Here is an 18,482-nt window from a genome sequence, read left to right as displayed (position 1 = left end):
ATAAAACTCCGGCAGAACGCCGATTTAAATGGCTTCCAGTCAAGGACGAAAACCGAACCGCCTTTGCGGACCGTCTCTTCAATACTTGATTCACAGACACATCTACATTGCCCCTCGCCCCATCAATGCGCCGCGCAGCGGAGATCATGTGATTAGAGCGTCAGTGTGTCGTATATTCTGGGTAGGTTTTCTAAATTTTCCATAAAAATCAATTGTAAATTGAAAGAGCCTTCTTTCCACAGCAAAACAGATAGTCTTGCATCTACAAAAAACCTGAATTCGACGAATTAGAGCGGCATCGCATCATGCAATTGTCTCCGGCAAAACTTTCATACCAGTCCGCTCGATCGTTGCCATTGCAAATTATTGTTCCTTGCAAGGTCTTCATATTCTGAGCTTATTCCGATTAGGCATTGACCACTGACAAAAACGGCTTGTTGGTGGTGGTGCGGGTGTCAACCGGAACCTCTACAGCGTGTGCGGTTGCTGGCGAGGCCTGAACCTGACGCCGGGTGTCTGCAACCTTCTGCTTGGTGGCCGTGGCGTCTTTCAGCATGTAGCCGATGTAGCGCGTCGACTCGATTGCATCGTAGCCAAGCTTTTTCCGCAATTTCTTGCGCAGCTTGGAGATGTGGCTTTCCACGACACATTCATCCACGCCGTCGTTCATGACGCCGTAAACAGCATTGAAGATCTGTGTCTTGGTGACACGCCGTCCCTTGTTCTTGACGAGATATTCAAGAATGCGGCGTTCCCGGCGCGGCAGTTCCATGACGTCCCCACCGACGACTGGATCGCGACCGTCGAAGAAGACTTCGATGGCACCGGTGCCTGCTGAATTGTTCCGGGAAGTGATCCGGCGGCGGAAAGCTCCGACGCGGGCAATGATTTCCCGAACATGAACCGGCTTCTTCAGAACATCGTCCATACCTGCGGAAAACAGGTCGAGCGTGCTCTCAAGGTTGGCGGTATCTTCCAGAGCCACGATCTGGGCTTCCGGACACCGGCTGCGGATCGATGCAACGTAGCCGCATCTTTCTTCACACTCTCCCAGAAGGATGGCGTCAACCGAGCCCAGATCCTGGGCACAGGTGATTTCCAGCCAGTCAAGAAGTTCCGATGGATGAAGTTCCAGGGAGGCATAGCCTTCCCGGTCGAATGCCGAGGCATAGCCTGCGGTCACTATCTCTCTTGAGTCTACGATTATGAACATATCAGCCCCTTGGATTTTACCAATGTTGAATCCGTAATTTTGGAGCTTCACAAGGTCAACGTTTCTTCCCTAACTCGACAACTATTTCAGAATTTATAGTGGGGGAAGTTCTTATATCCACATAGAAAACTAAATAAAAAATCACGGACATTACCAATAAACTGAGAGAAAAATTTATTAAAATGCCGGGGACCGCGTTTTTCCGCAATCCTTAATAAGATGTAACACTGATATATACAAAAATCGCCGCCAGACAAGGCGGCAATTTCGTATTTATACTAGAGATGTGGAAAATGGTTTACGTATCGGCAGCTAAAGCCTGGGCCAGGTCTGCAAAGGGATCGGACGGTGCCACCTGGTCTGCGCGCTGTCTCAGCGCTTCGTAAATCTTGGGCACAAGTCTGCAGGCCTTTTCCAGTTTTTCGTCGCCCGCAGTCTGGAAACCGCCCATCAGGCGGAGATCCTTTGTATCTTCATAGTAGGATATCAGCCCCTTGATCCGATGGATAAGTTCCTGCTGATCCTGTGTCCAGGCCCGGTCGGCAAGCCGCGAGGTGGATTTCAATACGCTGACCGGCGGATAGTGGCCGGCCTCGGCAATCTGACGATCCAGTACGATGTGCCCATCCAGAAGACCACGAATTGCATCGGAAACCGGATCGTTGTGGTCGTCACCGTCAACAAGAACGGAAAAGATCCCTGTGATTGAGCCCTCGCCGCTGCTTCCAGGTCCGGCGCGTTCGATGAGGCGGGCAAGATCAGCAAAGACGCTTGGCGGAAACCCGCGGGCGACAGGAGGTTCCCCAGCCGCCAGCGCCACATCCCGTGCGGCATGGGCAAATCGGGTGGCGGAATCCAGAATGAGCAGCACCTTGTGACCTTGCGCACGAAAGTACTCGGCAACGCTCATAGCCGTCTTGGGGGCAAGCCGGCGCTGCATGGCGCTTTCATCGCCAGTCGAGGCGACAACAACGGAATGCGCCAAGGTCTCGCCCAGGATGTCATCAATGAACTCGCGCACTTCGCGGCCGCGTTCGCCAACGAGACCGACCACAACCGTGTCAAAGTCCCCAAACCCGGCCAGCATGCCAAGAAGTGTGGATTTGCCAACGCCGGAACCAGCAAAAACGCCGACACGCTGTCCGACGCACAGTGGTGTGAACAGATCGATCACCCGCACACCGGTTCGAACCCCTTCGGAAATCTTGCTTCGGTTCATCGCCGGTGGCGGTGCGCGGTCAAGAAGAAACGCTTCCACACCATGGGCAAGCGGCCCTGCCCCATCAATCGGTTCACCAAGCGCATTCACGATCCGGCCGCGCCAGCTCATGTCCGGATGAATGGCGAGTCCGCCCATGACCGAAGCAACGCTGCCGATGCCAATGTCGGTCACGCGCTCCAATGGCTTGATTACCACGTCCTTCTGGTCGAGCCGGATGATCTCGCCCTGCCGGGTGCCGGCCCGCCCTTCGAACTGCACCAGATCGCCCAGGCAAACCACGCGGGAAAGACCGGAGACGCGAATGGATTCGGAAGAAACCTGGGTCACACGTCCGCTGAGTTTGACGGGCCCGATCTCAGTTTCCAGGGCCGCCAAAGACGCGGAGATTTGATCAAGTGCGTTCAGATACGGAGCGTTCGGCATGGCGTTCCTGAAGAGCTTTCAAGACATCGAGAGGCAGATGGTTGGATTTGTGCGAAGCGAGACGGTCAAGGCCCTGCTGGTCAGGCATTACCGGCCCCGATGGCGTGGCACTATCTTGCATGTCGAGATAGGAAACGGATGAGGCATTACCCGAAGAAGACTTGTCGGGTGATGTCATTGTTTCCCCATCCGGCCCGGGAGCCGCACCAGTGCTGTTGATGAGATCGACAAGAGCGGTTGGCGGAGCGCCCTTGCGACCAGCCGATGCCACGGTTTCACCAAGTACGGCTGTGCCAGCAGCCTTATCGGCTTCGGTTGCAGTTGGCTCAACACCAGGCTTGCGCACTGGCACAGGAACATCGCTTGTGGGCGCCGGTTCGCCGGCAGGAGCCACTTCCGCAACTTCGACGGGCTGTGCCGTGACATTTTCTTGACTGCTGTTCAGGCGATCGCCGACTTCGTTATAGGCGAGCATGGCACCCAGCCCGACCGGCCCGCCGAGTGCGAAGCCGTAAAGAGCATTGCCGGCCTTGCGGGCGTTGTCGGAAATCTCGTCGTTCGTTACCGATCGATAGAGTTCCGCAATCCCCGGAATATGCTGCAAGGGATTGATCACGTCGATGAAGTCACCGAAACTGAAGGCAGAGTTTTCAGCCTTGGGCGAAACTCCGGGCCGCGCTGCCTTGACGGGCGAACCATCCATGACAGCATTGAGGTCCATCGGCTTGCCCACCGCCTGTGTTGCATCCACCGCCGTCATGAGGTTGCCCCCAGTTCGCGAATGGCCTTCTCCTGGCTTTCATTACTGGTATCGATCATCTTCGTCGCGCTCTCAAAGGCGCGCGAGATCATGATCATCTTGGTCATTTCCCGGACGGGATTGATATTCGAGCCTTCGACATATCCCTGGCGAACGCCGTTTGTGTCATAGGTCTGCACGGGAATAACCGGCTTGTCAGGAATGACCGCCGAGTTTTCAGCACGCGTGAGTTGGGCATCGTCGGGGATCAGGAACAAACCGACCTGGCCGACAATTCCAACGTCACCCTGGGAAATCTCGCCCGACTGCGTGATCAAGGGTGTCCCGGCATCCGGATCGAGTGCAATCGGCTGCCCGCCTGCTCCCAGGATCTGTTGTCCGGTCAAGGTACGCAAGGTTCCGTCATTGCCGATCTGCAAGCGCCCGTCCCGTGTATAGGACAAGTTGCCGTTGACATCGCGGATTGCAAACCAGGCTTCGCCTTCCACTGCGAGATCAAGCGGATTGTCGGTCTTGTTCAGACTGCCGTACTGCCGGGAAATGTATTTCTCGCCACCGGTGGAGAAACTAACCTTGTCCTGAGCTGCCTTTGAGACGAGCTCTGCGAACTTGACCTCGTCTGCCCGGTAGCCGGCTGTGTTCATGTTGGCAACGTTTCTGGCAACCGTTTCCAGACGGTTCGAAAGTGCAACCTGCGCAGACAGCGCAACATAAAGAGCGGATTCCATGGATCAAAAGCCTCCGAGGCGGAAATTCTGGATGCTTGCCAACAGTCCCTCGCCCATCTGGATAACCCCTCGGCCATTGCCATAAAGAGCAAGTGTTGGCGACATGTTGCCGGACGGGCCGTTGGAAAGGTCATAGAGTGCCGAGAACCGGTTGAGGAATTTCGCCAGGTAGTCCGCATCTCCGAACTTGCTGAAATCCAGACGTTCTTCCAGGTAGGCTGCCTGCTTGTCGATGTCGGTCATCGCAAATTCTTGCGGCAGGCCAAGGGAAGTATAAACGGCCTCGGCAAGCGCGCGGTCGGCCAGAACATCGTACGCGTTGGTGATATCGGGCGCACGGCGTTCGAAATAGAGTGCCAGACGGACACCCTGGTTTTGTTCACCCTCGCGCACTTCCAGAGTCTGCCGATGATACTTCTGTACAATCGCGTCCTGCGTCCGTGCAAAAGAAGTCGTCGTTTCGCCATACCGCTTGAAATTGAAGGTTTCAGCAAAATTCTTGTACTTGGTATCGGCCAACTGATTGGCGAATGCGCCACGTTCGTCCGTGCCTTCTTCCAGCACTTTCCGAATGAACGCCTTCGCGTAGATCATGTCCTCCAGACCCATGGCAGTCATTGCGTAGTTGAAGATGCGATCATCAGCCAGGAATTCGTCGATGGACTTAATGTTGCGGATGTTCTCGCGATAATATTCGGTCTGACGTTCGACCATAGGGTCCGCGGCGACCGTCTTCAGCGAGCGTTCCATATTGGTTCTGACCAGCTGAACCTGGCTCAATGTATTGATCATGGTTCTATCCCCATTGCGGGCCCATGGCGGGCAGGCTTTCGGGGAACACTCACTCGCAAACCTTACGCCAGGCTGACGACCGGTGATGATTTCCAAAAGGCTTTCGCGCGTCAGCTTCAGGCAAGTCTCGGCCAGTAGCGTCCTCCCAATCAGAGTTGCAATCCACACCAGTTGGGAGCTGTTAGGTGACTATTCTTATCGGCCTGATCATAGCAGGCGCGTCCCTTATAGGCGGCTTTGCCGCACTCGGAGGCAAGGTCTCCGTCCTCTGGCAGCCGTGGGAGCTCGTCATTATTCTTGGCGTCGCTATCGGTGCTTTTGTCGTTGCCAATCCAATGAAGGTAATCAGGGGAACCCTGGTTGCCGTGTCGGATGCGTTGCGCAACGCAGTTCCCAACAAGCGGGAATATCTCGACGTTCTGGCACTTCTCTACGGCCTGATGCGCGAGCTTCGCGCCAAGGGCCGCAACCAGGTCGAGCCGCACATTGAAGACCCGAATACTTCTCCGATTTTCCAGAAGTATCCGTCGGTTCTGCGCAATGCCAGTCTGACAACCTTCATCTGCGACTATTTCCGACTGATCATCGTCGGAAATGCCCGCGCTCACGAAATCGAAGCGCTGGTCGACGAAGAACTTCACACGATCCACCGCGACCAGATGAAGCCGTACCATGCCATGAGCAGCATCGCTGATGCATTGCCTGCCATCGGCATCATCGCGGCCGTACTCGGTGTCATCAAGGCCATGGGCGCAATCGACCAGTCTCCTCAGCTGCTAGGCAGCCTGATTGGCGCGGCACTCGTGGGCACGTTTGTCGGCATCTTCTTCTCCTACTCGCTGTTCGGCCCGATCGCCTCCAAGATCCGCAACGTCCGCGAGTCCCGCCTTCGTACCTACATCGTCGTCAAGCAGACCCTGCTTGCCTTCATGAACGGCGCCGATCCGCAGATCGCCCTTGAGCATGGCCGCAAGACCATCTCCGACTACGACCGTCCAACCATCGACGAAGTTGAAAACGAGACGATGAGTGCCGGTGGCGCTGGTGCCGATAACGTCCAGGACCTGCAGGGAGCCGCCTAAGCCATGATCGAAGCAGCGACCGCAAGCTCCAATGCTTCCAGCTCCGAACGCGCGATGATCGCCGACCGACTGCTGGATGCCGCCGGAATTTCCGTTGACCGCCTGCCGATGCTTCCGGTGGTGTTCGACCGCATGGCCCGCCTGATGGCCGACGCCATGCGCCAGAAGTCCCCCTCACCGTCCTACATTTCGGTGAGCTACGTTGAAAACAACCGCATCGGCGACGTACTCGACGAGTTCGAATCCAATGCGCTGGTGGCCGTACTTTATTCTCCGGAATGGGACGCCCGTGTACTCGTCGGCTTCGACCGGGACTTCATCTTCACACTGGTGGATGTCCTCTTCGGTGCTGACGGGACCGAGCCTCCCATCGACGATGAACGCCCCTTCTCGAACATCGAAACGCGAATCGCGCGCACCATGTTCGAGGTAGCCGCCAAGGCACTTGCCGAGAGCTTTGCTCCGATTGCCGAAACAACGCTGAAGATCGAGCGCATCGAAAGCCGCATGGACTTTGCGGTGGTTGGCCGGCGGAACAACCCGGCCGTGGTGGCCCGCCTGCTGCAACAGGCAATCGGGCGCGGCGGCGAAGTGTTTATCGTCATGCCGCACTCGACACTTAACCCTCTGCGGCAGCGCCTTTCCCAGGTTCTGTCCGGCGAGATGTCGAGCCGCGACAAACAGTGGACACAGCATTTCCACAACGAGATCCAGCGCACCGAAGTCAAGCTGGAAGCCATTCTCGAAGAACGTGAAATGTCGCTCGGCGACCTTGCAAACCTCCGGGTCGGACAGGTCATCGAACTTCAGGCGACAGCCCGCTCTCCGGTCACACTCGCCTGCAACGACCAGCCCGTCTTCACCTGCCAGCTTGGACAGTTGAACGGATCCTACACGTTGCAGATCGAAGAGCTCATCCATGAGGAAGAAAAGGATCTTTTCGATGATCTCCGCAATCGTTGACGGCGTTCTCCTGCTCGCGCTGGTCGCGACCACGGTCCGGATGCTTTCCATGCACCGGGAGCTGCGCCGACTGGGCAGCTACCACGATGACTACCAGCGTATCTTCGATCAGACCGCCCTCGCACTCGACGGCATCGAGGTCTCGATCCAGGAGATCAACGTCAAGGGTGCCCAGATCCTCAATGCGCTCGGCAACCGGATGGACGATGCTCGGGAGCTGATCGCGGAAATCGACGGTCTGACCCGTGAGGCAAAACGCCAGCAGTCCGTGCTGCGCGCAGAGCTGAAAGAGCTCTCCAAGGCGACCGCCGTCCTGCATGACCCGAAGCGTTTTGCGCCTGTTCGCGACGACATCGACATCTTCGCCGAAGACACGGCAGGCGAGCAGGCAGCTGGCGCTGCTGGTGCCGTTCATTCCGGCGGGCGCAAGGAAACGACCATTCATCGCGGCCAGGTCCATCAACAGGCACCCACGCGCGTCCACCGTATCGACAATTCGCTGCAAAGCCCGTTCCGCACGGTCTCCATGAACCAGAAGGATAAGATGTAATGTCCGAAACAATCATCGATCACATCGACGCTGAAAAAGGCCCGAAAACCCGCCCGGCCGATGCCGCGAGTTTCGCCAAGGTGGAATCGCCGGAAAAGAACCAGAATGGCGATACCATCGGTGACGACCGAAATCTCGACACCATTCTCGGCATTCCCGTGAACATCCAGGTGGTTCTCGGATCTGCGACCATGCTGGTTTCCAACCTCCTTAAACTCGGTCGCGGCGCGGTCATTCCGCTCAATCATCGTGTCGGCGAACCGATCGACATCGTGGTCAACGGCCGTGTCATCGCCCGCGGAGAAGTGGTGGTTGTGGAAGACGACAACTCGCGCTTCGGCGTTTCGCTGACGGAGATCATGAGCGCCCAGGCCGGCGGTATGGATATCTGAGGTCGAATTTCTCCGGCCTCACATTCTCCGGTTTGCCCAAGGCTGTCTCCTTAGGATTGAAGTGACAAAATGATGAATTCCGCCAACGCCGCCGCAGCAACCGCTGCAAACCTGGCCAAGCCGCCTGCTCCGCCTGCCCGCCGAATGAACGGTACACAGCGCGTGGCCGCTCTGCTGCTGTCGCTGGGCAAGACGAGTTCGCAGAAACTGCTCCGGCATTTCGATCAGGAAGAAATCCGGATGATCACCGTCTCCGCAGCTCAGCTCGGAACGGTGGCATCGGAAGAACTTGATCGCCTGGCCGAGGAATTCATCGAGCAGTTCTCTCATGGCACGACGCTTTATGGTTCGGCCAACGAAGTGGAGAAAATGCTGGAAGGTGTCCTGCCGGACGATCAGCTTGCAGACATCATGTCGGACGTGCTCGGCAACTCCAACCGGTCCATCTGGGACCGGTTGACCACGGTTTCCGAAACGGTGTTCGCAAACTATCTCCTGAAGGAACACCCGCAAACCGCAGCGCTGATCCTGACAAAGATAAAGCCGAGTGCAGCAGCAAAGGTTCTCGGCCAGATCAATAACCAGACGCGCAACTCTCTTGTCCGGCGCATGCTGTCGATCAAGGCGGTTGTACCGGAAATCATGCGCGACGTCGAAAAGACCATGCATGAGGATTTCATGCTCAACCTGTCGGGCACCCTGGAAGCAGACTCCCATGCTCGAATGGCGGACATTCTCAACAAGATGGACCGCGAGCACATGGAAGACGCTCTGGAGAACCTGAACGAGGTGAAACCGAAAACCGCAGAACTTCTGAAGGGTCTGCTCTTCACCTTCGACGACATCACCAATCTCAACGCCCGGACCCGCATGGCGATTTTCGATCAGATCCCGACGGACAGGATCGTGCTGGCACTGAAGGGAACCAATGCCCAGTTCCGGGAAGTGATCCTGTCATCTCTGACATCGCGCGCACGTCGTATCGCCGAACACGAACTTGCAGCCGGCGAACCGGCCGCTCAGCGCGACGTTCTGGATGCCCGCAGCGCGATCACCAACCTTGCGCTGGAAATGGCGTCGCGTGGTGAAATCGAGCTGAATCCGAAGCAGGACGAAGGCGCATTCTTTGCGTGATCGTCTTTGCAAGCGGTTCGACGTGATCTGAGCCTGAACACCGGGTGGCTGGATGTCGGAAGAAGACAAGGATTCAAAAACAGAGGAACCGACCGAGAAAAAGATCAGCGATGCCATAGAAAAGGGCAACACCCCGGTCTCACGGGAAGCCCCCGTTCTGGCAACATTTATCGCGACGCTCTTGATCGGCAGTTTCGTTGTTACATCGGCATCGAGTCAGCTCGTGCAAACGCTGACGCATCTTCTGGACCTTTCGGGAGGAGTGGATCTTGGAAACAGCGCCGACGCATTGCTGCTCTCACATGCGGTGTCGATCGAGGTCATGGTCTTCCTCGCCCCGATTGTCGCACTGCTTGCCGTGTCCGGTCTTGCGTCCGCTTTTTTGCAGAACACGCCCAGCATCGTTTTTCACCGCATCAAGCCGGATGCCTCCAAGCTCTCGCTGGCGAAGGGCTGGAGCCGCATATTCGGAGCCCAAGGCCTTGTGGAGTTCCTCAAGGCAGTCTTCAAGTTCTCCACGGTCAGTGCCATCGTCTATGGCCAGTTCCGGGCGAATGAAGCGGAACTGATCAACGCCATGTTCACAGATCCAAGCGCACTTCCCGAAGCGATCCTTCAGATATCGATGAAGCTGATCGCCGGCGTCTGCATCGTAACCATTCTACTGGTTACAGTCGACATTCTCTGGTCCCGCTCGCACTGGCGCAAGAACCTGCGCATGAGCAAGCAGGAGATCAAGGACGAGCACAAGCAGATGGAAGGCGACCCGATCGTCAAGGCCCGGCAACGCTCGCTCGCACGCGACCGGGCACGAAACCGCATGATGTCAGCCGTGCCGCAAGCAACCCTGATTGTTGCCAATCCGACACACTTCGCCGTTGCCTTGCGCTACGACGGGGACCAAAACCCTGCCCCGGTTGTTGTAGCTAAAGGGCAGGATCTGATTGCGCTGAAGATCAGGGAGATCGCCGAGGCGAACAATATTCCCGTGATCGAGGACCGGCAACTTGCACGGTCTCTCTACGCTGCTACAGAAGTTGAAAGGATGATCCCGCCGGAATTCTACAGAGCAGTTGCGGAAATCATTTGCTACGTGTACTCACGCCAGACCAAAACTGCTGTATAATTTAATGTATTTGGAGGTCCGGGGAATGCACGATATGCCTGAAGGCAACGGCACGAAACCGTCGCCACTGGAATGCGACCGGCAGCGCCAGGAAGCAATTGCCTCTGCTCTGACCGAATTTATCGAAGATCTGAAACTGGTCGATGTGGTCGACTTCGTCGCCTACATACGAACAGACCAGCACGGCAATATCGATGAATTGATCAAGACATCGGCCGAGCTCTTCTTCAAGGAAGGCTCCTTGCGCTATTCCATGGCCGCACAGGCAGATGTCGAGTGGGAAACCACCCCGCGCATTTCCCTGGATCTGGAATTCTTCAACAAGGGTGTCTGGATCTATTTTACCGCCGTCCTCGCCTGGCCGGACAATGCAGTCAACGTTTCCTATGTCGAGGTGCCGGACGCCGGTGGCAACAAAGCGAAAGAAACGGAACTGCTACTCGAGGCCCTGAAGGACGCCCGGTTGCGGTAGTTGCGTTTCAGGCATCCCAAATAATTTCCGGTTTGTCAGGCAGCTCGTCCGCACAGATGCGAACGATGTGCCGGCCCGCTATTTCGCCTGATGCATCGGCAACTTACCGAAATTCGCCAACTTGCTTCTATTCTGCCAGCCTAGCACCATATGCTGTTGGCCCTGCCGCGCGTTTCGAGTCTTCCGGACCTTGAAACTACCTGCAACTGAAACCAGAGAAACGGCGCGTATGAAGAAAATCCAGATCCCGGAGGATCCCGCCCACATGGTGACTGCAATCGTCGCCTATGCCGGGATCGCCAAACGCCTGCACGTGGAGCTCTCAAATCGGCCGATGGGTACGCAAGTGGATCTGGCAGCCATCAAGGCCGACTTGATTGCCGAAGCAAAAAGAGCGGTGCCACACGGAGATTTCGCCAAAGACGAAATCGGTGTCTACAAGACCATCTTCCAGGCGATCGACACGATTTTCGATACTGATGGCTGAAATCGGCATTCGCTAAATGCCGCGAAACAAGCACAACGAATTTATATTGACCTGCTATCGCTCAAATTCACTCTCCCAGAAGCGTCGACAAGCGCTCCATGATTTCGTGCAGGCTTTTTCCGGTTAGCCGCATTTCCCTCGCCTGCTCACCGTCTTCAACATCGGAATAAAGCAGGATTTCAACTGCGTTTTCCAAAACCTGGATATCATCGGAAGTCAGATCGATTGAGCCACTACTGCTCGATACCGGTATCGTCTTCATGGGCCTATCCTCCAAACCGTACCAGGCAAAGTCGCGCACTCTGCGCTCGGTCTATTCCGTAGGTTTTCCGAATAGTCCTGTTCCATCAAGCACAAAACAGGCCGCGGTGAGGATCAAAAAAAGACGCCCAGCCGAAACTGGGCGTCAATTGCCTGGGAGGCGGCAGAAGAAGTTTTTCAGTACAAGACAAGGATCAGCGGCTAGTGCGTGATCACGTCTTCCTTGTCGAAATAGTTGAATTCCTCCACCAGGACGTCGTGCACCACGGGCCGGCCGAGACGCGCGTTGGTGGTTTTCTTGAGACGTTCGGTGAAAGCCTCCAGGTCGTAACGTTCCAGGCTACGGAAATCGAGGGTTTCATCCGAATAGAGTACCCGGAAGGCTTCATCCACCAGGAAAGGGTGTGGCGGTACAGGCAGGCGGCGCAATGTATCGCCATCCGCTGTAAAGACCATCTTGATCACCACATATCCCTGCAGCGTGCCATCAAACAGGATCGGCACGTTGACCGGGTTCACTGTCTCATAATCCAGCCCTACAAACGCCGGCTCATCGTCGCCGACCCTTTTCTGGGCTGCCAGATACTGCGTGGTGCCGTAACCGGACGCCAGCATGGTGGCAGACATCCAGAGGCCGGCAACGATGGTCTTGATCATCGAGCCCTCTCCGGAAACGGTGCCTGGTACGTGCCGTCGGATTCATAGTCGATCATGGTTCTGGACATCATGCCGACAACTTCCGTCACCGCATTCATATGCAGTTGCAACAGGCCGACATTCTCATCGAGCACTTCCTTGAATTCGGCGATGTCTTCGCGCAGCTCTTCAGAATAGAACGCCGGCGGCACGAGTGTCCGAGCCCTGGACAGGTCAAGCAAAGCCTGGCTCTTGCCGTATTCGAAGATCTTCAGGTCCGCTGTCGGGTTTGCACGAAGCGCTCGGGTTTCCTCGCGCACAGCGCCGATTGCTCGGCGAACGGCGACAACCAGCGGCATGGATCGCACCGGATCGGGGGTGAATTCCTGAAGTGCAAGATCGGTCACGGCAACGTCCTGAAAGTCAACATCGTTGGCAGCGTCCATCAGGCTTTAACTCCCTTTTCAAGCGTATCTGAAATCAGGCCGGCGATACCGACACCGCCACTGGCGGCAAGCTGGTTTGCGACCTGTTCGGCAAGCATCGATTTCCAGATTTCCCCAGCGGTTCCGGACCCGAAGACCGCTTCGGAGTCATCCGGAAGCATTGTTTCGACGAACTGGCTGAGGATCATCGCCTCGAATTTCTCCGCAGGAGACTTTTGGGACGGTCCTTCGTAATTGGCGGTTCGAAAACTGCCTTCAGTGGCTCCTGCCCGGTTCGTCGCACCGGCATAGGCAAGTGCAAAGCCATCTCCCGAACCACCAGCGGAAATGGACCTGAGACGGTTCGTGGCGTCAGCAAGGTTCACCGGATCGGCAGCCTTGGACACATCCAGGATCAGATCTGAAGGAGGCGAAATCGCCATGCTGGGCTCCTCGAAAAACATAAGGTGCAAACAAGGCCCGGCAGGCGACAGGGCAAGGCAAGCAATACACTTGAACCGAACCTTGTTTGCATCCTCAGGAATAGCCTGCGCAGCTTGCGGGAGGCTTGCGTCTTCTTGCTGGACGGCGACGAATATGCCCCGTTCACGCCAAGTGGCTTTCACCCGTATCTGCGGTCGAGCAGATCCATCAGGTCCCGTTCTTCTTCAGCACGCTGTTCCTCCCCACGCATCCTGGCGAGACGTTCAGCCATGAGTTTCAGCATCAACCGCTGGCGATCATATTCGGAGTTCACCTTTGCGCGCGCTTCGCTGAGCCGTGACATCTCCTCGATGATGCGTCTCAGCCGCTCGGCAGCGTTGGCGATGAACCTGTCGTGCTGTGCCAGGTCGCCATTCGAAAGGGCCAGCAGAATGCGTCTTTCCTTTTCGTTCAGCTGATAGACCTGAGCGTCAAGCTTCTGAAGTAGCCAGGATGAAAACAGGAAAATCTGCTTCTGCATCCGGAACAAACGTTCAATATCCTGACTTTTTCTTGCCATGGAACAGGAACCTTTCACGGTCAGGTTTGCCTAACCTATCTGGAGCCAAGTGAAGTAGCCGTCGAGGAAGATCATGATGGCCTCCGCGATGACGAGATAAAGAAAGTAGAGACCGCCCGCGATCACGAACGGCATGGAGATGAAGTAGACCGGGATCTGCGGTGTCAGCTTGTTGACGAGGCCGACGGCAAAGTTCACAACAACCGTGTAGACGATGAACGGGCTGCACACCCGCAATGCCAGGATGAAGGTTCGGCCCAACTGCTCGGCGAACTGCTCCAGGCCTGTTACGGCCGCCAGCGGCTGCCCGACCGGGATCGCTTCATAGGAGGCAGCCAGCCCGCGCAGGATTTCCCAATGCTGGTTGGTGATGAACACCATCGCCGTTGCCGTCACCGTGAAAAGGTTTGCGACAGGCGGCAGGGAATCCACGCCATCGATCGGCATGCCCGGCATGTTCGACAGGCCGATTGCCATGGACACCAGCGTCGTCAGCGTCTCCAGGGCCGCCAGAAAGATGCGTCCCAGAAAACCGATGAAGGCTCCGGTCAGCAACTCCGCCCCGATAAAGCCGGCAACAGTGCCGAGCTGCTCATCCGGCAGGGACGCCTGTACGCCTGGCGCCAACAGGGGCGACAAGGCCAACGCGACGGAAAGCGCGATGAACAGGCGAACATGCACCGGCACACGGTTGCTACCGAACCCCGGTATCACCATCAGGCACGCTCCTATCCGGCAGAACAACAGGAAGACCGCCAGAAGCAGCGAGGAGCTGAAGGTGCTGAAAAAGAGGCCGCCGGAAATCACGAGACGCTTCCGAGCGCGGAAACATCCACTCCGCGTGCGATTTCAAGATGCGACAGGACCGGCAAGGTCGGGAACATGCGCTCCACGATCATGCGTACGTATGGCCGGGCATCAGGTGCCGCTACCACCGCGAAGCGGCTGCCGTCCTTCATGTGTTTCTTGACCGCGTCGGACATTTGCGTGCCGAATTCCTCCACCAGTTGCGGCTCGATGTCGAACTCGATGACGTCGCCCTTCCCGTCCCGTTTCAGGGCATTGTGGAAGGCTAGATCCCATCGGTTTCCGAGACGCAGCACTTTCAGAGGGCCGCCTTCTGCAAGGTCGCCGCAAATCTGCTGGGCGATGCGCATTCGAACGTGCTCCACCACCTGCTCCGATCTGCGGACGTGTGGAACGATCTCGGCAACGGCTTCCAGGATCAGGTTGAGATTCCGGATCGAAACCCGTTCGGCCAGCAAAAGCTTGAGCACCGCTTGCAGACCGGAGAAAGACGTGTGCGCCGGACAGATATCGTCGAGAAGCTTCTGGTACTCCGGGTCCAGCCTGTCGAACAGCTTGCGCATATCCTTGTAGGACAAGAGCTGCGGCAGGTTGTTGCGGATCACTTCGCTCAGATGCGTGAGGATGACCGTGATGTTCTCGGCCGGCGTCATGCCGCGGCGCTTGAGTTCGTCCTTGTACGCAGGCGGCACCCAGTAGGCTGGCATCCCGAATGCAGGCTCACGCGTCTGGTCAGCCGGTACCGGCAGTGCCTCGTCATTGTTCGGAATGACCAGCAGTTCACCCACTTTCAGATGCTGCGAGGCAATGATGGTGCCGTGGATCTTGATCTGGTAGCTCTTCGGATCAAGCGTCAGACTGTCGGTGACCCGAATATCGGGCACGACAAAACCATACTGCTCGGCAAACTTCCGGCGCATCTTGGCAACGCGGCGAGACAGTTCACCGGTTCGCGTCAGCAGCTCGGCGGAAAGCTGCTTGCCAAGCACCAGTTCGACCTCAGCCGACTTGAGGGTTTCCTTGACGGAGTCCTTTTCCTCAAGCTTTGCCTGTTCCTCAGCTGCGCGTATCTTGTCGTCCTCGACCTTTTTCGCCGCTGCCAAACGCCTCGGAATGGCATAACCGATAAAGCCCATCAGGATCGCCAGCAGCAGGAACGGCAACATGGGCAGACCAGGCATCAACGCGAAGATGGCCATCAGGATAGCTGCGACGAACAGGGCACGCGGATAGCCGCCAAGCTGGCCGAGAACAGCCTTGTCGGTCGATCCTCTGGTGCCGCCCTTGGACACCAGCAGACCAGCCGCCAGCGAAACGATCAGTGCCGGGATCTGGGAGACGAGGCCATCGCCGACGGAGAGCTTGGTGAAAACGTCTGCCGCGTTGGAAACCGTCATGTCATAGCGGGTCACACCAATGACGATGCCGCCAAGGATGTTCACAGCCGTAATGATAAGGCCGGCAATCGCGTCGCCGCGAACGAATTTGGAGGCACCATCCATCGCGCCGAAAAAGGAGCTTTCCTCTTCCAGTTCCTTGCGCCGACGCTGTGCTTCCTTGTCATCGATAAGGCCTGCGGAAAGATCCGCATCGATCGCCATCTGCTTGCCCGGGATCGCGTCCAGAGTGAAGCGTGCACCAACTTCCGCAATACGGGTTGCGCCCTTGGTGATGACCATGAAGTTGACGATGACCAGGATCGCAAAAACAATCAGACCGATGACAAAGTCACCGCTCATCACGAATTGCGAAAAGCCGTTGATCACATAGCCTGCCGCATTCAGCCCCTCGTGGCCGTTGGCAAGGATCATGCGCGTTGTCGAGATATTGAGCGACAGCCGCAGCATGGTGGCGATCAGCAGGATCGTCGGGAAAGACGAGAAATCGAGCGGACGCTGGATCCAGAGCGAGACCATCAGGATCAAGACCGACAGCGCGATCGACATGGCCAGGCCGATATCGATCAGGAATGTCGGGATTGGCAGAAAAAGAACGGCCAGGATTAGGACGATGCCTATGGCAAAGCCGACGTCGCGGCGGCTGTCCGGCGCATTGCCGGCAGTCGGCGAAAGGGAGGTGTCTGTCATGCCTTCTCTCTGCTGCAGGTCTGATACCTGGCAACCTCGCCCTTGAAGCTTGCGCGAGGCTTTTTTGAAGAAGGATTTCAGGAGGGAAGTTCGGGAAAGGGTGAGCGTTCTGACCGACGATGGTCGCTCCAGGCTCTGAAGGGAGCGGCCTTCGCACTTGAAGCAAGTCGTGGTTCAAGGAGAAATGGATGCGAGAAACGCATCTACCTTGTCATCGCGGCAAAGGCCTGGATCCATTAGCGACATGTGCCAAGGTGAAAGGTTTCGCCGACAACGCAAAGGACCTGATCCCGGCTTACAGCTTTCGCTGCAAAGCTGGACGACAAATAAATTCAGGACCACGACGGCACCTGAAACCATGCAAGAATAGTCCTGCAGACCGTCGCTAGAACCCCGTTTCGATCCGATTGTAGATCAGGGTCGTCAACGAGTAGATCTGGCCGCCGATGAAAGGTCCGGCGACCACGATCATGACCAGGATCGCCACGATCTTCGGAATGAAGGTAAGAGTGATTTCCTGAACCTGGGTCAGGGCCTGCAGCAATGCAATTCCGATACCGACAATCATCGCCGGTACGATCGCGGGGGCAGATCCGACGAGGATCGTCCAGATTGCAGTCCGGACCAGGTCCAGGGCATCAACTTCATTCATGTCATTCCATCCGCTCAGGAAATGGTTACACCCGGTCCAAGCAGAACACCCTGACCATTGTCGAGCGCGAGCACGGTGCCGTCGGAATAGACTTCAACCTTTTCCACGACACCCGTCGTGCCGTTGGCGTCGGTCACGGTCCGCCCGATCAGATCATCTACCTGACCGAACGAAAGATTGGTCAGAAGCGTTTCCAGCTTGGCGTTCGTCTGAATAGACTGCTCAACTTGGCTGAAGCTTGCGAGCTGCGCGAGCTGTTCTGACGCGTCCATGGGATTGGTCGGATCCTGATTCTGCATCTGAGCCATCATCAGATGCAGGAAGGTGTCGTAGTCGACAGTCAGCTGCTTCTGAGCGGATGCAGTCGAGGCAGCACCCTGGGTGGCGCTGACGCCTTCAACACTGGTCATCTAATCACTCCTTAAACAACGGCCAACCTGGGGCCATACTGAAAATTTTCTCTTGGCGCCGGCCGGGGGGCGGTCTGCCGGGTTTCCTGCGCGCGCCGGTTCTTTTCGGCCAGCATCAGGCTTGCCTCCAGCGGATAGAGCGCACGCACAACCTTCATTGCCTCGAACCACCGATCCGTTTTTGCCAGCTCCTCAACCTTGTCGAGATGCATCAGCACCTCCTTGTTCGAGAACGCCGACTTCACGGAACCAAGCACGAGATGGAACATGTCCTGAACCGCACCAGCGGCTGCCGGATCGATGATCATGGTCTGGAGAATGAAGTAGAGCTGGCGAAGCGGCGTCGTCGCCTCTTCTGGCTGAAGCACATGGGCTTCCAGCAGGAATACGGCATCATTCAGCAGTTCGATGTTGGTTTTCCGTTCGGCCCGGATCACCGCACCGTTGATGAACAGGCGTTCGCCCGCTTTCAAACCGATTTTCATGAGTTTAACCGTCCAGGCTGTCGCGGATGATGGAATTGATCTGGATGATGTCGGAGAAGTCCTCCTGCTCCCACTGGCGCAAGGATTCGACCTCTTTCAGGACCCAGATGCCGACAGAGATCAGATTGGCTCTCGTTTCGATCGGCAGTTCGTTGGCGTCGTCCGCCAGGTGTTCCAGGAAGTAGCTCCACAGGCGCCGTGTGTAGAACAGCGCGTCGACGGCTTCGGGAGACTTGACGCCGCGCTCCTGGGCGACGTTGAGCTTGCCGATAACGATCGACATTGCCTCATGTTCGTTGAGCCGCTGGTCAGAGCAAAGATCGTCCATAACCTCAGCGTAAGACAGATTGTACATGGGCCCTCTCAAGGTTG

General features: G+C 56.7%; 24 protein-coding genes. 8 read left to right on the top strand and 16 right to left on the bottom strand.

The genetic code is table 11. The annotated features are described in order from the left end of the window. Nucleotides 1-406: 406 nt before the first annotated feature. The 5 genes from B0E33_RS25930 to B0E33_RS25910 all read right to left on the bottom strand — a co-directional run bounded on the left by B0E33_RS25930 (nt 407) and on the right by B0E33_RS25910 (nt 5,138). Nucleotides 407-1,183, bottom strand: coding sequence for a response regulator transcription factor (locus B0E33_RS25930; protein ID WP_022998536.1), 777 nt, complete (start codon nt 1,181-1,183; stop codon nt 407-409). A gap of 328 nt (nt 1,184-1,511) precedes the next feature. Then, complete coding sequence (locus tag B0E33_RS25925) at nt 1,512-2,858, bottom strand: FliI/YscN family ATPase (protein ID WP_077292800.1); 1,347 nt, start codon at nt 2,856-2,858, stop codon at nt 1,512-1,514. Continuing rightward, nucleotides 2,827-3,618 carry a hypothetical protein gene (locus B0E33_RS25920; RefSeq protein WP_077292799.1) on the bottom strand — a complete coding sequence of 264 codons (792 nt, stop codon included), beginning with the start codon at nt 3,616-3,618 and terminating at the stop codon, nt 2,827-2,829. Before B0E33_RS25920 ends, B0E33_RS25925 begins: the two co-directional genes overlap by 32 nt. Continuing rightward, nucleotides 3,615-4,346 carry a flagellar basal-body rod protein FlgF gene (flgF, locus tag B0E33_RS25915; protein WP_022998533.1) on the bottom strand — a complete coding sequence of 244 codons (732 nt, stop codon included), beginning with the start codon at nt 4,344-4,346 and terminating at the stop codon, nt 3,615-3,617. Before flgF ends, B0E33_RS25920 begins: the two co-directional genes overlap by 4 nt. Before the next feature lie 3 nt (nt 4,347-4,349). Continuing rightward, nucleotides 4,350-5,138: a DUF1217 domain-containing protein gene (locus tag B0E33_RS25910; RefSeq protein WP_022998532.1), complete on the bottom strand. Its 789-nt coding sequence runs from the start codon at nt 5,136-5,138 to the stop codon at nt 4,350-4,352. 185 nt (nt 5,139-5,323) lie between these two features. On the opposite strand from B0E33_RS25910, the gene motA reads away from it, so the two are divergent. The 8 genes from motA to B0E33_RS25870 all read left to right on the top strand — a co-directional run bounded on the left by motA (nt 5,324) and on the right by B0E33_RS25870 (nt 11,344). Then, nucleotides 5,324-6,220: a flagellar motor stator protein MotA gene (gene motA, locus B0E33_RS25905; protein ID WP_022998531.1), complete on the top strand. Its 897-nt coding sequence runs from the start codon at nt 5,324-5,326 to the stop codon at nt 6,218-6,220. A gap of 3 nt (nt 6,221-6,223) precedes the next feature. Continuing rightward, the gene (locus tag B0E33_RS25900; protein ID WP_022998530.1) at nt 6,224-7,183 is read left to right on the top strand and encodes a flagellar motor switch protein FliM; all 960 of its coding nucleotides are present in this window, start codon (nt 6,224-6,226) and stop codon (nt 7,181-7,183) included. Further along, complete coding sequence (locus tag B0E33_RS25895; protein ID WP_077292798.1) at nt 7,164-7,733, top strand: hypothetical protein; 570 nt, start codon at nt 7,164-7,166, stop codon at nt 7,731-7,733. The genes B0E33_RS25900 and B0E33_RS25895 overlap by 20 nt, the downstream gene beginning before the upstream one ends. Continuing rightward, complete coding sequence (gene fliN / locus B0E33_RS25890; RefSeq protein ID WP_022998528.1) at nt 7,733-8,125, top strand: flagellar motor switch protein FliN; 393 nt, start codon at nt 7,733-7,735, stop codon at nt 8,123-8,125. Before B0E33_RS25895 ends, fliN begins: the two co-directional genes overlap by 1 nt. Before the next feature lie 69 nt (nt 8,126-8,194). Beyond that, a complete protein-coding gene (locus B0E33_RS25885) occupies nt 8,195-9,259 on the top strand; it encodes a flagellar motor switch protein FliG (protein WP_022998527.1) in 1,065 nt (354 codons plus the stop codon). Nucleotides 9,260-9,311: 52 nt separating this feature from the next. Continuing rightward, the gene (gene flhB / locus B0E33_RS25880; protein ID WP_022998526.1) at nt 9,312-10,385 is read left to right on the top strand and encodes a flagellar biosynthesis protein FlhB; all 1,074 of its coding nucleotides are present in this window, start codon (nt 9,312-9,314) and stop codon (nt 10,383-10,385) included. Nucleotides 10,386-10,410: 25 nt separating this feature from the next. Beyond that, the gene (locus B0E33_RS25875; protein ID WP_022998525.1) at nt 10,411-10,857 is read left to right on the top strand and encodes a BspJ family T4SS effector nucleomodulin; all 447 of its coding nucleotides are present in this window, start codon (nt 10,411-10,413) and stop codon (nt 10,855-10,857) included. Between the two features lie 229 nt (nt 10,858-11,086). Next, entirely contained in the window at nt 11,087-11,344 is a 258-nt protein-coding gene (locus B0E33_RS25870) for a hypothetical protein (protein ID WP_077292797.1), read from the top strand. Nucleotides 11,345-11,411: 67 nt separating this feature from the next. Here the strand turns inward: B0E33_RS25870 and B0E33_RS25865 are convergent, their stop codons facing one another. The 11 genes from B0E33_RS25865 to flaF all read right to left on the bottom strand — a co-directional run bounded on the left by B0E33_RS25865 (nt 11,412) and on the right by flaF (nt 18,465). Further along, nucleotides 11,412-11,606, bottom strand: a complete 195-nt coding sequence (locus B0E33_RS25865) for a hypothetical protein (RefSeq protein ID WP_077292796.1) — start codon at nt 11,604-11,606, stop codon at nt 11,412-11,414. 200 nt (nt 11,607-11,806) lie between these two features. Further along, nucleotides 11,807-12,262 carry a hypothetical protein gene (locus B0E33_RS25860; protein WP_055654441.1) on the bottom strand — a complete coding sequence of 152 codons (456 nt, stop codon included), beginning with the start codon at nt 12,260-12,262 and terminating at the stop codon, nt 11,807-11,809. Further along, complete coding sequence (locus B0E33_RS25855) at nt 12,259-12,687, bottom strand: hypothetical protein (protein WP_022998521.1); 429 nt, start codon at nt 12,685-12,687, stop codon at nt 12,259-12,261. Before B0E33_RS25855 ends, B0E33_RS25860 begins: the two co-directional genes overlap by 4 nt. Then, nucleotides 12,687-13,109 (bottom strand): rod-binding protein, encoded by a 423-nt coding sequence (locus tag B0E33_RS25850; RefSeq protein ID WP_031268441.1) that lies wholly within the window; start codon nt 13,107-13,109, stop codon nt 12,687-12,689. The genes B0E33_RS25855 and B0E33_RS25850 overlap by 1 nt, the downstream gene beginning before the upstream one ends. A gap of 179 nt (nt 13,110-13,288) precedes the next feature. Beyond that, entirely contained in the window at nt 13,289-13,669 is a 381-nt protein-coding gene (locus B0E33_RS25845; RefSeq protein ID WP_055656561.1) for a hypothetical protein, read from the bottom strand. 30 nt (nt 13,670-13,699) lie between these two features. Beyond that, complete coding sequence (gene fliR, locus B0E33_RS25840) at nt 13,700-14,476, bottom strand: flagellar biosynthesis protein FliR (RefSeq protein ID WP_077292795.1); 777 nt, start codon at nt 14,474-14,476, stop codon at nt 13,700-13,702. Continuing rightward, nucleotides 14,473-16,563: a flagellar biosynthesis protein FlhA gene (flhA, locus tag B0E33_RS25835; RefSeq protein WP_022998517.1), complete on the bottom strand. Its 2,091-nt coding sequence runs from the start codon at nt 16,561-16,563 to the stop codon at nt 14,473-14,475. Before flhA ends, fliR begins: the two co-directional genes overlap by 4 nt. A gap of 385 nt (nt 16,564-16,948) precedes the next feature. After that, nucleotides 16,949-17,215: a flagellar biosynthesis protein FliQ gene (gene fliQ, locus B0E33_RS25830; protein WP_022998516.1), complete on the bottom strand. Its 267-nt coding sequence runs from the start codon at nt 17,213-17,215 to the stop codon at nt 16,949-16,951. Between the two features lie 14 nt (nt 17,216-17,229). Continuing rightward, the gene (flgD, locus tag B0E33_RS25825; protein WP_022998515.1) at nt 17,230-17,625 is read right to left on the bottom strand and encodes a flagellar hook assembly protein FlgD; all 396 of its coding nucleotides are present in this window, start codon (nt 17,623-17,625) and stop codon (nt 17,230-17,232) included. 11 nt (nt 17,626-17,636) lie between these two features. Then, a complete protein-coding gene (gene flbT / locus B0E33_RS25820; protein WP_022998514.1) occupies nt 17,637-18,110 on the bottom strand; it encodes a flagellar biosynthesis repressor FlbT in 474 nt (157 codons plus the stop codon). A gap of 4 nt (nt 18,111-18,114) precedes the next feature. Next, nucleotides 18,115-18,465 carry a flagellar biosynthesis regulator FlaF gene (gene flaF / locus B0E33_RS25815; RefSeq protein WP_022998513.1) on the bottom strand — a complete coding sequence of 117 codons (351 nt, stop codon included), beginning with the start codon at nt 18,463-18,465 and terminating at the stop codon, nt 18,115-18,117. Nucleotides 18,466-18,482 lie beyond the last annotated feature (17 nt).

It is taken from the genome of Roseibium algicola (assembly GCF_001999245.1).
Taxonomy (GTDB): Bacteria; Pseudomonadota; Alphaproteobacteria; order Rhizobiales; family Stappiaceae; genus Roseibium; species Roseibium algicola.
This window is presented reverse-complemented; position numbering and strand designations above follow the sequence as displayed.

What these genes read in the sequence shown, in the direction of transcription:
- fliN (WP_022998528.1), top strand. Translation starts at nt 7,733, where the DNA reads ATGTCCGAAACAATCATCGATCACATCGACGCTGAAAAAGGCCCGAAA.
- B0E33_RS25850 (WP_031268441.1), bottom strand. Translation starts at nt 13,109, where the DNA reads ATGGCGATTTCGCCTCCTTCAGATCTGATCCTGGATGTGTCCAAGGCT.
- B0E33_RS25920 (WP_077292799.1), bottom strand. Translation starts at nt 3,618, where the DNA reads ATGACGGCGGTGGATGCAACACAGGCGGTGGGCAAGCCGATGGACCTC.
- flbT (WP_022998514.1), bottom strand. Translation starts at nt 18,110, where the DNA reads ATGAAAATCGGTTTGAAAGCGGGCGAACGCCTGTTCATCAACGGTGCG.
- flhA (WP_022998517.1), bottom strand. Translation starts at nt 16,563, where the DNA reads ATGACAGACACCTCCCTTTCGCCGACTGCCGGCAATGCGCCGGACAGC.
- B0E33_RS25860 (WP_055654441.1), bottom strand. Translation starts at nt 12,262, where the DNA reads ATGATCAAGACCATCGTTGCCGGCCTCTGGATGTCTGCCACCATGCTG.
- B0E33_RS25845 (WP_055656561.1), bottom strand. Translation starts at nt 13,669, where the DNA reads ATGGCAAGAAAAAGTCAGGATATTGAACGTTTGTTCCGGATGCAGAAG.
- B0E33_RS25875 (WP_022998525.1), top strand. Translation starts at nt 10,411, where the DNA reads ATGCACGATATGCCTGAAGGCAACGGCACGAAACCGTCGCCACTGGAA.
- B0E33_RS25870 (WP_077292797.1), top strand. Translation starts at nt 11,087, where the DNA reads ATGAAGAAAATCCAGATCCCGGAGGATCCCGCCCACATGGTGACTGCA.
- flgF (WP_022998533.1), bottom strand. Translation starts at nt 4,346, where the DNA reads ATGGAATCCGCTCTTTATGTTGCGCTGTCTGCGCAGGTTGCACTTTCG.
- B0E33_RS25885 (WP_022998527.1), top strand. Translation starts at nt 8,195, where the DNA reads ATGATGAATTCCGCCAACGCCGCCGCAGCAACCGCTGCAAACCTGGCC.
- B0E33_RS25925 (WP_077292800.1), bottom strand. Translation starts at nt 2,858, where the DNA reads ATGCCGAACGCTCCGTATCTGAACGCACTTGATCAAATCTCCGCGTCT.
- B0E33_RS25865 (WP_077292796.1), bottom strand. Translation starts at nt 11,606, where the DNA reads ATGAAGACGATACCGGTATCGAGCAGTAGTGGCTCAATCGATCTGACT.
- flgD (WP_022998515.1), bottom strand. Translation starts at nt 17,625, where the DNA reads ATGACCAGTGTTGAAGGCGTCAGCGCCACCCAGGGTGCTGCCTCGACT.
- flaF (WP_022998513.1), bottom strand. Translation starts at nt 18,465, where the DNA reads ATGTACAATCTGTCTTACGCTGAGGTTATGGACGATCTTTGCTCTGAC.
- B0E33_RS25855 (WP_022998521.1), bottom strand. Translation starts at nt 12,687, where the DNA reads ATGGACGCTGCCAACGATGTTGACTTTCAGGACGTTGCCGTGACCGAT.
- B0E33_RS25910 (WP_022998532.1), bottom strand. Translation starts at nt 5,138, where the DNA reads ATGATCAATACATTGAGCCAGGTTCAGCTGGTCAGAACCAATATGGAA.
- B0E33_RS25900 (WP_022998530.1), top strand. Translation starts at nt 6,224, where the DNA reads ATGATCGAAGCAGCGACCGCAAGCTCCAATGCTTCCAGCTCCGAACGC.
- B0E33_RS25895 (WP_077292798.1), top strand. Translation starts at nt 7,164, where the DNA reads ATGATCTCCGCAATCGTTGACGGCGTTCTCCTGCTCGCGCTGGTCGCG.
- fliQ (WP_022998516.1), bottom strand. Translation starts at nt 17,215, where the DNA reads ATGAATGAAGTTGATGCCCTGGACCTGGTCCGGACTGCAATCTGGACG.
- flhB (WP_022998526.1), top strand. Translation starts at nt 9,312, where the DNA reads ATGTCGGAAGAAGACAAGGATTCAAAAACAGAGGAACCGACCGAGAAA.